11 protein-coding genes are annotated in these 15,598 nt (G+C 49.1%); 6 read left to right on the forward strand and 5 right to left on the reverse strand.

Features of this window, described 5'->3' with window-relative positions; translation table 11 throughout:
* Positions 1-9 precede the first annotated feature (9 nt).
* Genes R8O70_RS00260 through R8O70_RS00280 form a run of 5 tightly spaced genes read right to left on the reverse strand, consistent with a single transcriptional unit; the run spans position 10 to position 7,258 of the window.
* Positions 10-1,212, reverse strand: a complete 1,203-nt coding sequence (locus R8O70_RS00260) for a type III PLP-dependent enzyme (protein WP_054576551.1) — start codon at positions 1,210-1,212, stop codon at positions 10-12.
* The gene (locus R8O70_RS00265; RefSeq protein ID WP_054578600.1) at positions 1,205-3,034 is read right to left on the reverse strand and encodes an IucA/IucC family protein; all 1,830 of its coding nucleotides are present in this window, start codon (positions 3,032-3,034) and stop codon (positions 1,205-1,207) included. The genes R8O70_RS00260 and R8O70_RS00265 overlap by 8 nt, the downstream gene beginning before the upstream one ends.
* Positions 3,006-4,211, reverse strand: a complete 1,206-nt coding sequence (locus tag R8O70_RS00270; RefSeq protein ID WP_005374702.1) for an MFS transporter — start codon at positions 4,209-4,211, stop codon at positions 3,006-3,008. The genes R8O70_RS00265 and R8O70_RS00270 overlap by 29 nt, the downstream gene beginning before the upstream one ends.
* Before the next feature lie 6 nt (positions 4,212-4,217).
* Positions 4,218-6,050, reverse strand: coding sequence for a siderophore biosynthesis protein PsvB (locus tag R8O70_RS00275; protein WP_005383472.1), 1,833 nt, complete (start codon positions 6,048-6,050; stop codon positions 4,218-4,220).
* Positions 6,047-7,258: an ATP-grasp domain-containing protein gene (locus R8O70_RS00280; protein ID WP_005383468.1), complete on the reverse strand. Its 1,212-nt coding sequence runs from the start codon at positions 7,256-7,258 to the stop codon at positions 6,047-6,049. The genes R8O70_RS00275 and R8O70_RS00280 overlap by 4 nt, the downstream gene beginning before the upstream one ends.
* A 249-nt stretch (positions 7,259-7,507) precedes the next feature.
* Here R8O70_RS00280 and R8O70_RS00285 point away from each other — a divergent pair, with 249 nt between their 5' ends.
* From R8O70_RS00285 to fecE, 6 genes are all read left to right on the forward strand, one after another.
* The gene (locus R8O70_RS00285; RefSeq protein WP_005383467.1) at positions 7,508-9,544 is read left to right on the forward strand and encodes a TonB-dependent receptor; all 2,037 of its coding nucleotides are present in this window, start codon (positions 7,508-7,510) and stop codon (positions 9,542-9,544) included.
* Between the two features lie 120 nt (positions 9,545-9,664).
* Positions 9,665-11,803, forward strand: coding sequence for a TonB-dependent siderophore vibrioferrin receptor PvuA (gene pvuA, locus R8O70_RS00290; RefSeq protein WP_054578603.1), 2,139 nt, complete (start codon positions 9,665-9,667; stop codon positions 11,801-11,803).
* A gap of 101 nt (positions 11,804-11,904) precedes the next feature.
* Positions 11,905-12,828 carry a Fe(3+) dicitrate ABC transporter substrate-binding protein FecB gene (locus tag R8O70_RS00295; RefSeq protein WP_054578604.1) on the forward strand — a complete coding sequence of 308 codons (924 nt, stop codon included), beginning with the start codon at positions 11,905-11,907 and terminating at the stop codon, positions 12,826-12,828.
* Positions 12,829-12,902: 74 nt separating this feature from the next.
* On the forward strand, positions 12,903-13,862 hold the full coding sequence (locus R8O70_RS00300; RefSeq protein ID WP_372430187.1) for a FecCD family ABC transporter permease: 960 nt from the start codon (positions 12,903-12,905) through the stop codon (positions 13,860-13,862).
* Complete coding sequence (locus R8O70_RS00305; RefSeq protein WP_005383459.1) at positions 13,859-14,830, forward strand: FecCD family ABC transporter permease; 972 nt, start codon at positions 13,859-13,861, stop codon at positions 14,828-14,830. Before R8O70_RS00300 ends, R8O70_RS00305 begins: the two co-directional genes overlap by 4 nt.
* A gap of 2 nt (positions 14,831-14,832) precedes the next feature.
* On the forward strand, positions 14,833-15,597 hold the full coding sequence (gene fecE, locus R8O70_RS00310; RefSeq protein WP_054578606.1) for a Fe(3+) dicitrate ABC transporter ATP-binding protein FecE: 765 nt from the start codon (positions 14,833-14,835) through the stop codon (positions 15,595-15,597).
* Position 15,598 lies beyond the last annotated feature (1 nt).

Raw genomic sequence — 15,598 nt, forward strand, 5'->3', positions numbered from 1 at the left:
GTATGCCGTTTAAAAATAGTGAAAGATCGGCGGTTCATGCATCAAGAAGTTTTGATGGGAGATGTTCCACGCATAGGCGCCTGCTAAGGTAAACACAACATAATCACCAATATCGACATGGGCGACGTGTTGATTGCGTGCCAGCACATCTTTGGGCGTACAAAGCTGGCCGACAAAGGTCGCTTGTGCATGCTGAATTGGGTGAGAAATCTCATGGTGTTGCTCGCTTTTCAGGATGACGAATGGATGGTCATGACTCTGCGCTGCTGGCGTGCGGAAGTGGTGAGTTCCCCCGCGTGCGATGACAAAGTTTTCGCCAAGATTTTGCTTAATATCCAGTACTTCCATCACGTAATAACCGCATGCCGCCGTGATGAAACGTCCGCATTCAAAACGCAGTGTCCAGTCTTGCGCTTGCTCTTTGGCGATGAGGAATTCCAACTTGTCGCAAAACTCCATCCACGGAAAGTGTTGCTCAGGGTTTTGGTAGTTAATGCCCATGCCGCCGCCCAAGTTGATCATTAGCTCACCGAGTTCGAACTCCTGCTGCCACGCCTTCACGACTTGGAAATAGCGCTGCATTAACGCTAAGTGGCGTTCAACATCAAGCTGATGCGACATCAAGTGAAAATGGAAGCCTTTGAGTGACACTTGCGGGAAATCGCGCAGCAACATCAAAGCATTGCTCAGTTCGGACTCGTCCAAGCCAAACGGAGTCGGCTTGCCGCCCATTGCCAACTTGCTGAGCGTGATGTCGCCAATATCGATGTTCATACGCAAAAAGATCGAAGCAGGGCGGTTGAGGCGCTCGGTTAGCGCACCAATGCGTTGCAGCTCAGTGAGGCTTTCGACGTGAATCGCATCGACATCAAGTTCAATCGCTTGTTGCAATTCACTTGGCATTTTTCCTGGGCCACCGAAGATCAATGGTTTATCGAGTTGTTGCTGGTGGAGGTGTGCCAACTCCCCGCCAGATGCCGCTTCAAAACCATCGACATACGGCGCGAGCGTTTTGAGAATCGGGCCCGATGGATTGGCTTTAGCTGCGTAAAATAGCTCGACATTTTTCGGCAAAACGTGACGCAGTTGTTTGATGTGTTCTTCTAAGGCGCTTAGGTCATACACGTACGCGCACAAGGGTTGACTTTGCTGCCGTGCGAGCGTGTGAACTTGTTGGCAAACGTGTGTCGGTAGAGAGAGTGAATTAGACATGTTGCGATCCTTTTTCGTGTTGCTGCCAAGGCGCGGCGACTTGGGTATAGCCCGACTCCTTATCGGCTTTTTGCATCAAACGCGTGGTGAAATTATTTTTGCTTGGGAAGTGACCGCCATTTAGCAACGTTTCTAGTTCCGGTTGTTTTCCATTCACTGATTGCCAATGCACAATGGCACTTTGCACCGCATTCCACAGCGTTTGCTCTAGTGGCTCATCACCTTCTGCGATGAAGAAAATCGCTTCGCTGATGTTGTTGATAAAGGTGCAGTATCCGATGCGATTCCAGCCTTGTTCGCGACTGTAGTAAACCGATTGTCGTGCGCGTTCAGACAAGTCAGTTAATGTTTCTGCTGGCCAGAACTCCGGCAGTAATTTAGTGCCTTCCAAATCACGAATCCAAACACAACACGGCATCTCTTGCTCAAAGCCAATCAGGGTGTTTTGCAAATGCGGCTCAAACGCCACCCCGTGTTTGAAGTAGTAATTAAATACGCCCGGGATCAGGCAATGCAAATAGCGTTCAAACCAAAGTGTCGCGATGTCGGAATAGCGATTTTGCGTAGTACGCGCTTTGTTTTTAAGGCGTTGAGCAATGCGACTGTTGCCGTTATTATCGTAAGCAAACAGAGCGCCAGCGAGGGTTGGTTTCAAGATGTCGACTTCGCTCAGCGAGAAATTTTCGCGATACAAAATCCCAAACGATTCGCGTGCTTTGGTGTTGTCGTCCCAGTTGTGCTCAGCGACACTTTCTAGATTCAACGTGGTGGCGTAAGGCTCTGTCATCACTTTAAATACGGGGTTGTGCAGCTGTTCGTTTTCTCTAATTGGTTTGAGAATCGACGTGAGTTGCACGGCGCTGTCGAGTTCGTACCACGCGTTTTTGCGCACGCAATTGGTTAATCGTACGTTGATGGAGAATTTCGCAAACCAGTCCATGTCAGGGTGGTAGAGGGTACGAACTGAAGAGGTCGGCTGCATCTTTTCACCACCTAAACCCAGTGGCGTGATCTTGCCTTGTTCAATGGCGCGCTTCACGCTTGGGTTACTCAAAATGGTGTAGCTTTCCCAAGGATGACAAGGGTAGAGGGTCTTCCCATTGCTGGTGGCGTGTTGTGGCGCGAGCCGTTGTAGCATGCGCTGCGCAGGGTTAGCTTCTCCGTCGGAACTCAGCACATCAAGTAAGGACGTATCCACTTCAAACCAGTACAACGGGACTTGCGCGCCGACTTCTGGAGAAAACGCCAAGAGATCATCCATGGTGACGCCCGAACGACTTTTCGGGGTCGGATGGAAAGTATGCCCCCAAATCAGAGATTGTTCCGAAGCGATAAATTCGTTGTGATGCGATTTGGGCGCGACGTTGAGAAACTGCTCGGTAACCAGCACGCTATTTTCTAGTTGTTCGATCAGCTCATGGTTAAACGGGATCGCCAATACCTGCTTGAGATAGTTAAGCAAAAGCGTAAGAGTTTGCGTGGCATCCAATTTCGCCCAACCAGATCCCGGCATTTTCGCCCAAGGCAGTTCTGCCAATTTGATTTTGCCCAGTTTGCTCGCGTAGTGAATCGGCAAAACCAGCACGCCATTTTGTTGAGAAAGATGAACGGCTATCCGCTGTTTAGCGGGATAGTTGCGTTTTAACGTTTGGGGTAGCGATGTCGATTGGTAGTGCCATTCCACTTGTTGATTCGGTAGCGCAAATTCACGTAAGTAACAATTAAGAACACCCATTATCGTGTTGAGTTGGGCTTTCTCACGGTTGAGCTGCACCTCATGTGCGCGCAACTCGCTAGTCTGAGAGGATTGAGTTTGTAACATGTTGATTTCCAAATTTTGAGTGGAGAACCAGCGCGATCAAGGTGATTACGCTGACTATCGCAGAAAGTAGGAAAGGAACCTCAAGTAGCCCCAAGCTAGAAATGAAAGAAGCGCAAAATCCCGCTGCCACGCCACCCCATTTGGACATGGCATCAAAGCGAGAAAATACTTTGCCACTGAGTTTGCGATCCAGATTGCTCGCAAGATGCTGATGCAATCCGTGATAACAACACACCATCGCGATGCCGAAGATAATTCTCGCAGCAATGAGTGCGGTTTCGGACGCAATCAAATGCAAGGCAGAGCTCACGGCAAGCAATGCAAACCCAAGCCACAACGTGCGCAGCGGTTGATGGCGATTCAACCCATCTGACAACACGTGAATTTTTCCTGCCAGCAACAGATAGACGCCATGCGGCAGTGCGTACAAAAAACCGATCCATGCGTGGTTAGTGATGCCATATTGCTGCACAAACGGCGAGAAGTAAGGAAAGGTCACCACCATAGAAAACGCAAACCCGAATTGAGCAAAGAAGATCCAACGAATGGCATGCATTGCGTTTTTCTGTGCAACCGGTTTTTCTTGCTGAGGTTCTGAGTTTGGCTTTTCGAGGTTTTGGTCGGCGGGTTTATCCGCTGGCAGTGTTAGCGTGATGCCCATAGCAATTAAAGGCAAAACGCATAACCACAGGTACGCGTTGAGCGGGTTGGTCTCTGACAAGCTCCAGCCGAGCCCAATGGGCGCAACGATCAGCGCCAAGCGAGCAGATAGTTGGGTTTTATTGAGTGACTTGCCGAGTGTTTTGGCTTCTTTAATTTGACTAGATAAGTAGCTGTTCGAGGCGGCCATGGTGCCGCCAAAGGTTCCTTGAACAATAAGACCAAACACAAACATGGCGAGGTTGTCTGCCAAGCCGCACAGCGCAAACCCTGCTGCAAGGCCAAGTTGCGCACGCAAGAGTGAGAGGCGGCGACCGTAGCGATCGGCAAAGTTGCCCCAAAATCGCGCCGCCAACGCAGTACAAAACGTAGGTAGGATAAACAATACCCCTGCCCAGTCCGCATCAATGCTTGCGCCTAACGTTGGCAACACGACGGGTAGAAATAGCGGCATACCTAACGCGGCAAACGCAGCGATAAAGTGGCACAACAACACACTGTAGATGAGTTTGGTCATAATCGTTTAACGTACGCTTTTTTTGATGGCTTCTAAGTAGGCGCGTTGCGCTTCTTCGTTAGAAAGCAGCAAGAAGTTCGGAGCCGACAAACCATAGAACTTATTGATGTCACTCGCGCCGGAGGCTTCTTTCGAGAGCAAACTGCCAGAGCTCAACAAGTACTTGGCGTACAAATCAGGCGCCTCTTGCAGTAACTCGCGTGCCAGTTTTGTCTCTAACCCTTCGCCTTCCAATCGGTTGAGTTGCTCTGCAATGCTTTTGGCCACGATGGCGTAAAGCGATGCTGAAGAGGCAATGCCCTTCGCTGCCATAGATTCTACAATCGCTGCGATATCCAGTTGCAGTGTGATGGTGGTAAACATCTGACCGAGCGCCAATTCATTGTCGACTTTGATGCGTTGGTCGAGCAGTTCATCGCAATCCACTGGAAGTAGTTTTGCGCCGTGTTTTTGGGCTGCATGCTCTGTTGCAAAGTGGAAGCGCTCTGGCCAAATTCGCGCCGCGTCGTTGTCTTTCATCGCGAGCGTCATTTTGCCCTGTTGATCAAATGCAATGATGGCGTTTTGCTGGTTGGACTCCAATGCGATGCCATAACGAAGCCACAAGGTGAGGTGCACTTGGAATAATAGATCGACGTAATCTTGGAACCACGCCAGCGTATCTTGTTGATAGTAATGTTCTGCCAAATGTTCTAAGAACAAGCGGTCGTCAGGCATTGGGCTTGCTAGTGCTGCAACCGGAACTAACGCTTTGTCTTCGCAATGAGTAAGTGGGTACTCACGTACGATGTACGCGAAGGTTTTATCCTCGCCGATGTGTCCACCGTGTTTTTCGTTGCAATGGAACAAGCGACTGTTTAAATCGGCGTCCGTTTGTTCAAGGTGGCTGAGTAGGCGTTCAAACCAGTGGCCGTCATACAGTGTTGAAGGCTTGATTAAGCGAATATTTTTCGTGCCTAGCGATCGCATGATCAGCGGAACCTTGATGTGAATGTGCGGTGCCTCGTTGACGACCACAGTACGAACGGAAAGCGTCGGCGTCACGTCTAGATACGTTAAAGGCGCTTCTATCACACCTTCGGGTAAGGCTTCTAAAGATCGCAGGGTGAGCGGATGTGCAGGGAACAGAACGTGGCTCAGTGCAAAATCAGCAGGAAGCCCCACTTGCTCCATGGTTGGCCAGCAATCAGGTTGTCCGCTGGTTAATGTTACCAGTGATTTTTCAATCGCAATCCAATGCAGAGCAAAGCTTTGTGCGAACTCGGGCGCGTACTTAGCAAGGTCTTCATCGCTCAGGCCAAACTTCGCCCGCGCAGTTGGATAGTACGGATGGTCAAGGTAAGAAGCGATCTGGTCGGCTAGCAGCAGTTTTTGATGCCAAGAACCAAGCTCGGATATTGGTTGAGAAATGTGGTCTGCATGATGATGAAACGCTTGGTCACACAGCGCTTTGTGTTTCTCTGCACATTCCAGTTCTTGAAGGTATCCCGCCAGCAACTCGTGAGAGCTCTCGTGCGCCAGTGTCGTTAGTAGCGCAATCCACTCTTTGTAATGCTGTTGATGCTCGACTTGGCCATTTTTCTCCACCCACCAACCTGGTGGTGTTTCGTCATTGGCGTGACCGTAGCGCCAGTGCTGCATGTAATACGTTGGCGCAACAGGTAAATACAACGTGAAATCAGAGTTGGCAAATATCAGCCAGACTTGCTCGTCTTGAGGAACAATTACCCCTTTTGGCGCGTCTCTACTGAACTTGGCCTTCGACAAAATGCCAAACATGTCTTCGCGCAAGCAAGTGTCGATCAATCGTTGCGTTAGATACAAAGCGTTGTCATTCATGCTGCCACCTCACGAGTCGGAGCTAGATCGAAATTGCTAAGCGCGTTCTGCAGCGCTTGGTCGAGATTTCGCCCTGATGGTGAGACAATCGAAATTCGGGCGAGATAATCCTTATTGGAATAACTCTGTTGGAAGTGTTCTCCAGCGGTTTTTAGTACCTGTTGCTGGGTGATGATATCGTCATCGTGTTGGATGAACGACGTCGAACCTCCGTCAATAACACCACTGTGTTCCGCAACTACGTAGTGCACGTGCGCTGACCCATGAATTTGGTAATCGCCGTCCAATCTTCGACCCAGATGCAGACCCAAAATCGTGCTAAACCAACCGAAGGGAGCGAGATTGTTGAGCAAGAATTCGCGGCCATCTCCAATACTGCGGTAGTTAATTTCCACCAGAACCGGGCCATTTTCCGTAATAATAAATTCGCTGTGGCAAACTCCAAAACCAACGCCGAACGCTTTCAGTTGAGCCAAGCAAGCTTCTCGGTGAGCAATGCCGTTTGGTCCGTTCCAGTCTGCGGCGGTTTCGATAAAGTAAGGCGGCTCAGAGAGCGACACATCAAAACCGCCCACGGCGATAAGTTGGTTACCGTCTCCTAAAGTTTCGAGCGTAACCAACGGTCCTTGAAGAAACTGCTCCACCAGAATGGCGGCGTTTGGGTGCTTTTGCCAAAACGCCTCGCAGTAAGCATCGAGCTCGCTTTGGGAGTCACAGCGCTGTACATCTAAACTTGCCACGCCTTCTTTGGGTTTTGCTACGACAGGGAAGGCCATGCCTAATGCCACATTCGAATGGCGATGCAGCAAACAGCTTTGTGTGTTGGGTAAGGATTTTTCATTTAACACTTGTCGAGTTAAGTGTTTGTTTTTGGCCTTTAACGTGACAGACCAATCTTTGGATGGGAGGCCAAAAAATTGCGCGCAGATGGCGGTGGAAGTTTGTAAGTGATCACTATTGCTGAAAATAGCGTCTGGCTTTAATTCATGCTCCGTGATGGTTTCGATGAGTTCTAATGGGTTGAAGACATCACATTCTAGAATGGTATCCGGATTAAAGTGACTATCATGACTCGCCAACTCTAAATGGCTGAGCTTATGGTCGGTGATAAGAACGACGTGAAGGTCCATCGCTTTAGCTGCAGGCACAAAGCCGTGAGTGACTGCATCGTTAACGACATGACTTACGATAATCATCGTAGATTTCATGAGCTTTCCTAATTTTCTAACATTTTCTTCTAACGTTGATAAAGTCGCTCACGGTCGTCTTCCAATGTGCCTCTCTCGAGACGGAGGGCAGAAGTTTTAGTATTTATTGTTATGATATTTGGTTTTTTTGTTGTTAGTTGTGTTTTTAGGGTAAATAAATATAGAGCATAAAATTAATATTGCAAATAGAAATAATATTTGTTCTTATTTCCATCCGTTGGCTTTATAACAACTAAACGGAATTATGGAATGAATAAATTATTGACCCTGACCCCCTTGGCGGTCGCGATTGGTTCTTCATTAGTAGCACCAAGCGCAGTGGCTTCAGAAGAGACGAACTCAACCCCATCAGCAACTGAAACGATTCAAGTCTTCGGTCATCAGTACGAAGGTTATGCTGAACACATGCCTCAATCAGGCACCAAAACCGATGTGGAATGGCTTGATGTGCCACAAGCGGTATCCGTAGTAACGAAAACAGAAATGCAAGACCGAGGCGCGGTGCGCTTAGTGGATGCGCTAGATGGGGTAGCCGGGGTCAATAACACCTTGGGCGAAGGCAGCCGCGATCAGTTCATGATACGTGGTTTTGATTCACTCAACGATATGTACCGTGATGGCTTGCGAGATGACGGTACGTTGCAGTCTTACCGCAGCTTAGCGAACGTTGAACGCGTTGAAATTGTGAAAGGCCCTGCGGGTGCTTTGTATGGCCGTGGTTCGGCTGGGGGCATCATCAACTTGGTGACGAAACGCGCTAACGGTGAGAATTTTACTCACGTAAACGGTAGTGTAGGCAGCAACAACCAGTATGTTGGTCAGGTCGACAGCTCAATGGCGTTTACAGATAAGGTCAACGGGCGTATTAACTTGGAATACCGTCAAGCCGACTCGTACGTTGATCATGTTGATTCAAACGATTTCTTCATTGCACCGACCATTCGTGTGTTACCAGCGGAAGGTCACACCATTGATATTGACGTGGAATACGCCCATCAAGAACTAGTGCCGTATCGTGGTGTGCCATCAAAAAATGGCAAGCCAGTTGATTTGCCAGTAAGCACTTACTTTGGCGGCACAAACGACTATCAGGAGTCAGACAGTCTCCGTATTGCGGTGGATTACGAATGGCGTCTGAATGATCAATGGGTATGGAACAACCGAGCGGCGTTCAACCATATCGAACTTGAGCAAAAAGGCACGCGTCAGGGCAAAGTGACGGGTAATGAAGTGTCTCAAACCGTTAACAACTTTGGTTACGATCCACGTACTACGACCACTTTACAATCTGAGTTGGTTTGGGAAACCAGGGACAATCAATTGATGGTGGGTGCAGATTTCAACCAGATCGATATCGACCTAACGTTGGCAAGTGACAAAACGCTTCCTCCGCAAAATATCTACGACCCAGTCGTTGGTCCAACGCCTGATCCGGGCTTTAAGCCATTTCGTGACAATACCACCACCACGACAGGTTTGTATGTGCAAGACGTCTATACGTGGGGTGACCTTTCTTTGATCGGTAACGTGCGTTACGACTCGATGGAGCTAGAACAACAAAAAGCGGGCTCAGATAAGGAAAAATTGGATGATGACAAAGTCAGCTACCGTGCTGGTTTGGTATACCGCATCAATTCCGACACATCCGTATACGCCAGTTTAGCGCGCTCTTGGCAGTTACCGTACGCTGGTATCTACATCAATCCAAAATTGGCGGAATTCTTCCACACCGACTTAAAAGAGGTGGGTGCGAAAGCGTACCTTTTGGATAACGCATTAATGTTGAATGCGGCACTGTTCCAGATTGATCAAGAGCAACCACAAACTAACGTGGACGGCGATGTGATCGATAAAATTGAAGTGCGTCACCAAGGTATTGAATTAGAGGCTCGCGGTCAAATCACCAAACAGTGGGACATCTCTGTGGGTTACAGCTACTTGGACGCGGAAGACAAAGCCACAGGCAAAAAGCCGAACGATGTATCAGACCACTTGTTCTCTCTTTGGAGCACTTACCAATTGGATGACAACTGGCGTTTAGGCGGTGGTGTGAAGTACGTGGGCGACCGTTACGCAGGTAACGACGAAGCTGTCGCACTTGGCGATTACACAACGGTGGATTTGATGGCGGCGTACACCACTGGTCGTCATAAAATCCAAGCGAACGCTTACAACATTTTGGATGAGAAATACATTCTTGGCGCAACAAACGGCACGTCTGGCTTAAACCAGATTGGCTACGGCGCACCAGCCGAGTTTATGCTCAGCTACGGATATCAGTTCTAGGCTTTTTGTGCGTAGTTAGCGCCTGTTAGCCAATTTTTACCTCATATTGAGGATGTTTAGCCCCGAGAGCTTACGGGATGTATTCTGCCCGAGGCTCAATTTCTCGCAAAGGAGATCTTAATGTCTTACCAGAATTTGGATGGTAAAGTGCGTGTACGTGCTGGTTTGTCTACCACTTACAGTGTGCTTGCGATTGCAATCGCTTCTGCCACATCCATGAGCGCGGTTGCCGCTCCTGCTAAAACAGAACAAACTACCGCGATGGAAACCGTCGTTGTCACTGGTAGCGTGATTGGTAAATCTGAAATTGAAGACGTCAAAGAGTACCCAGGTGCTCGTACCGTCATTACCCGCGATCAAATCGAGAAAACCGCCGCAGGCTCGATTGATAACGCGCTACAGCGCGTGCCGGGTATTAAAGTTCAGGATGAAAGCGGAACGGGCGTATTGCCCAACATTTCCGTACGTGGTTTGAAAGCAAGCCGTAGTGGTCATGCTCAGTTCTTGATGGATGGTGTACCGCTAACACTTGCGCCATATGGTCACACTGGTCAGTCTATCTTCCCAGCAACACTGTCGATGCTTGATCGTATTGACATTGTACGCGGTGGTGCTGCAGTACAGTACGGCCCAAACAACGTCGGTGGTGTGATCAACTTAGTGACCAAACCGATTCCACACACGTGGCAAACTGAAATCAGTAACCGCCTTACCGTGTTTGATGGCGGTGATGCGCCGCTGAATGATTTTTACCTACGCACGGGCGGCTGGTTAAGCGACACATTTGCACTACAGTTGGAAGGTAACTTCCTAAAAGGTGAAAGCTTCCGTGAAAATTCCGATACGGACGTGAAGAACTTCCAAGCCAAAGCACAGTGGCTACTGAGTGACACTCAAGAGATTCAAGCATTCCTGCAACGTTACGATGCTGAAACGCAAATGCCGGGCGCACTTTCGCCACAAGATTACGAGCAAGATCGTCACCAATCGAAACGTCCTTACGATGATTATGAAGGTAAGTCGACGCGCTGGAGTGTTAAGTACATCCACGATTTGCCATTTGCCGACAGTGCTGAGCTAGAAGTGCTAACGTTTGGCCATAAGTCAGAGCGTCTTTTCAAGTGGGGCTTTAACAGCGCGGGTGGCCATTGGGCGGATCCGGCTCTGCCAGCGACGGACGTTCGTACCTCTCCACGTGAATTTACCGTGTATGGTATAGAGCCAAAAATGGCGATGTACTTTGGCGAAGGTAAATCCGTTACTCAAAACTGGATCGTGGGTACCCGTTATGTTAACGAAGACATCGACTACAAACTCACTCAGACTCCAATCGCCGGTGGTGCAACCAGCGTTCCGCGTGATTGGCATTTAGATACGGACGCGTTTGCTGGATACGTTAGCAACGAAATTGGTTTGTTCAATGATACATTGAAGGTAACGCCTGGGTTGCGTGTTGAGTCGGTTCGAATGACGTTTACCGATCGTGGTAAAAAACAAACGGCAGACAACACCGTGACGGAATGGTTGCCAGGTTTGACGGTGGCATACAACTTAACTGACCAGTGGGTGACGTATGCGAACGCGCAAAAATCACTTCGTGCGCCACAAATTGCCTACATCCGAGGTTTGGGTGAAGAAGGTAGCGAACTGGCTTGGAACTACGAAGTCGGCGCGCGTTACACCCAAGATGCGACCAGCTTTAACGCTGCACTTTATCGCATCGACTTTGAGGATCAATTGCAATGGCAAAGTTCAACGCAGACCTTCGATAACATCGGAAAAACACTTCACCAAGGCATAGAGCTTTCTGCTCGTTACGTGCCTGAAGCACTACCTGCACTGAGTTTAGGCGCAAGCTACAACTATCTAGACGCTACGCTTGAAGAAGAAGGCGCGAATAAAGGTAATCAACTGCCTTACACCTCTAAGCATCAGCTTGGTTGGGATGCAACCTACGCATTTTACGGCATGGACACCACGCTATCGGGCTTCTACTTCAGTGACTCGTATACCGATAACGCCAACACCAGTGCCGAAGATGCAACAGGCGCAACGGGTAAAGTACCATCTTACATGGTGTGGAATTTCAATTTGGGGACGGATTTATACAAAGACGACAAAGGCAAGTTACGCATGAATGTTGCGGTGAACAACTTGTTTGACGAGGAGTATTACTTCCGCGGGATTGATACAAGCCCAGTTGGTCGGTACCCAGCTCCGGGACGCTCTTACACACTGGATCTGAACTATCAGTTTTAAGCGTTTCGTTCACCGAGTTTGAAAAGAAAAGTCGCCAATTTACCTTGGCGACTTTGCCGATCTTAGGTACTGGAAAACACTTAGCACTGGAAAAAAGCAAGATGAAAAATAAAAAACAATTTACGATCAAACACTTTTCAACCGTTTTGCTGATGCTGTTGAGCTCAGTTTTTATGTCATTTTCCGCAAGTGCTCAGGTGCGTAGCGTGCAAGATGAGCAAGGCACTTTTGAGCTAGAAGCGATACCTCAACGTATTGTGGTTTTAGAATTTTCGTTTGTCGATGCATTAGCGGCAGTCGATGTCTCACCGGTAGGCGTTGCCGATGACAACGATGCCACACGAGTTATCCCTGCTGTTCGAGCCAAGATTGAACCTTGGCAATCGGTCGGCATGCGCTCACAACCGAGTTTAGAGGCGATTGCGGTGCTCAAGCCGGATTTGATCATTGCTGATGCAGAACGTCATCGTGCGATTTATCAAGATTTGCAGCGAATTGCGCCAACCTTGCTGCTAAAAAGCCGTGGTGAGACATATCAAGAAAATCTCGAATCCGCACACAAAATCGGCGTGGCAATTGGCAAACAAGCGAAAATGACACAACGAATTGAGCAGCACAAACAGACAATGGCGGAGTTCAAACAGCATTTTGCGACACAAGAAACCATTCAGTTTGGTGTGGTTTCTGACAAAGGGATGTGGCTGCATAGCCCGGTTTCTTACGCTGGGGGCGTTTTGAGTACGCTGGGCATCCAAAGCCCGCTGGCTCCATCTGAGCAAAAAGCGTATATCCCAACCAGTTTCGAACTTTTACTAAAAACCAACCCTGATTGGTTGTTAGTTGGACTTTACTCTCAACCAAATATTGTGGATGAGTGGCGCAAAACCCCATTATTTAAGCTGCTAACCGCTGCGAAAAAACAGCAACTTGTTGAGGTCTCTCCTGAGCTGTGGTCGTTAAATCGCGGCATGTTGGCTGCGGAAGAAATTGCCCGTAATCTTGAAGCGTTATTGGAGCGCTCATGAGTGCGTCGATAATCTCAGAAAGCCCGACTTCGGTTAGAAAACCGCATTGGAAAGCGAGCTTGTTTGTCTGTGCTATGGCGTTGTGTACGCTGTCAGGCTATACCGCCTCAATGATTGGCTGGTCTAACTTTTCTTTGAGCGTTAATGACCTGACAAGCTATTGGTTTGCGTTTGATGAGGGCAATATGCTGCATCAAATCCTCGCGACGTTGCGTGCGCCTCGTGCCTATGCTGGGTTATTAATTGGCGCTTCGCTTGCGGTATCCGGAGTGCTGATGCAAGGATTAACTCGTAACCCTTTGGCGTCGCCATCCATTCTCGGCATTAATGCCGGTGCGGCGTGTTTTATGGCCTTGGCGTCCATCGGCGTACCATTCTTTAGTCAATTGAACCCAATCATCAACGCAGTACTCGGCGCGCTACTAAGTGGTGGTGCGGTCATGTTGTTGGGCGGTTTTTTTTCCGCGCGTTCTCACCCATTGCGTTTAGTGCTAGCGGGCATTGCCATCAGTGCACTGCTGATAGGGTTAACTCGTGCGTCGGTAATTTTGGCGGATGACATGGCTTACAGCGTGTTGCATTGGTTAACGGGTTCACTCTCCGCGGTAGATTCTGAACAGTGGCAGCAACTGTGGCCTTTTGCGACTTTAGGTTTGGTGCTCGCCATGGGCTTAGCGCGAAACTTAAATTTACTCGCGTTGGGGGACGAAGTTGCTGTTGGGCTAGGTGGTAACATTCGTCTTACGCGATTTATCAGTGGTTTAGCGGTTGTGCTGTTGGCAGGAACTAGCGTAGCGATTGCTGGGCCAATTGGCTTTGTCGGGTTGTTAGTGCCGCACTTGGTACGCCCGATTGTTGGTCACAACTATCACATTCTCATTCCGGTTTCCGCCTTGTGTGGCGCGGCATTGGTGACGTGGTCAGATGCTTTATCACGAGCGATTGCTTTTCCGGCTGAAACGCCAGTGGGCGTGATTACCGCGCTGTTGGGCACACCTTGCTTTATCGCGATTGCAATGAGGAAATCATCATGATGAATCAAACCAAACTGTTTGCATTAGTTGGATTGTTGCTGATTGCGTCTTCTCTCACGCTGTTTGTTGGTGCGGCGAACATGTCGGCTCAACAGGTTTTTGCATTACTGTTTTCTTTCTCTGACTCGGACTTTGTGATTCACCAATATCGATTACCGAGAATGTTGCTCGCCATTGGCGTGGGCGCTGGGTTGGGGCTGTCAGGCGTTTTAGTTCAAGGCGTCATCCGTAATCCACTTGCCTCACCAGATTTAATGGGGATAAGCGCCGGAGCAGGACTGGCCGCTACCGCTTGTTTGGTGCTGTATCCGAATGCGCCAGTGGCAATGTTGCCGATGGTCGCCATGGCGGGAGGCTTGCTTGCTGCTGGCTTTATTGCTGTGCTGGCTTACTGGTCGAAACCAACACCAGCACGTTTGGCGCTGATTGGTGTTGCTGTCAGCGCATTTTTAGCCAGCGGTATCGATTTTCTTCTGATTGTGCACCCTATCGAAATCAACACGGCGATGGTATGGCTAACCGGCAGTTTGTGGGGACGAAATTGGCAACAAGTGCCGTTTATTTGGAGTGCTCTATTGCTGCTACTACCATTGGCGTTTTGGCTGGCTTGGCGGCTAGATGTTATGGGACTGGGAGAAGAAAGCGCCACTACACTTGGCACGAAACCAAGACAGATCCAAATTCTTGCGTTGATTGCTGCCGTGCTATTGGCGAGTATCAGTGTGTCTGTGGCAGGCACGATCAGCTTTGTTGGCCTGCTTGCGCCGCATCTTGCGCGTTTGCTGTTTGGCCACAACCACAAGTTGTTGATTCCAGCCGCTGCAACCCTTGGCGCTTTGTTGGTGATTTGCGCCGATGGTTTAGCGAGAGGCTTACAGCCACCAATTGAGCTACCAGCGGGAGTGCTGACATCTGTTATTGGCGCACCATATTTCATTTTTCTTTTGTATCGTTATAGAGGTTGGTAAGCATGTTACGAACGCAGAACTTATCCGTCGCGTACGGCAAACAGACCATCATTCCAGATCTCTCTTTGTCGATTCCTCAAGGTAAAATTACCGCGCTTGTTGGCCCAAATGGTTGCGGTAAGTCGACACTATTAAAAACCTTGGTACGCATCAATAAACCAGCTTCTGGCCAAGTGTTGTATGGCGACAAACCACTAAACAGCTACGGTGATAAACGCTTGGCGCGTTCGTTGTCTTTGCTGCCGCAGATTCTTGTCAGTCCTGAAGGTATTACCGTCAGAAAACTGGTCGAATATGGCCGCTCGCCTTATCTCTCTCATTGGGGCCGGTTAAGTCAACAAGACAAGACCTTAGTCGAGCAAGCAATGCAAGATACTGGCGTGATTGAGTTTGCTGACAAGCCAGTTGAATCGCTGTCTGGCGGTCAAAGGCAAAGAGCGTGGATTGCGATGGTAATGGCGCAAGATACCGACGTAGTGATGCTTGATGAGCCAACCACTTACTTGGATCTTTCTCACCAAGTTGAGCTGATGAAACTCATGAGGCAGATGAACGACAAAGGCAAAACTGTGGTGGTAGTACTGCACGATCTAAACCAAGCGTGCCGTTATTGCGATCATTTGGTGGTGTTGGAAAAAGGTCAGTTAGTCACGCAGGGAACACCGCAAGAGGTACTGACAGAAGGTATGTTGGCATCGGTGTTTGATTTACAAGCGAGAGTATTTAACGACCCAATCTCAGGCACGCCGATGTGTGTGGCGGTGTAGG

This window comes from Vibrio sp. 779(2023), from assembly GCF_033344285.1.
Taxonomy (GTDB): domain Bacteria; phylum Pseudomonadota; class Gammaproteobacteria; order Enterobacterales; family Vibrionaceae; genus Vibrio; species Vibrio alginolyticus.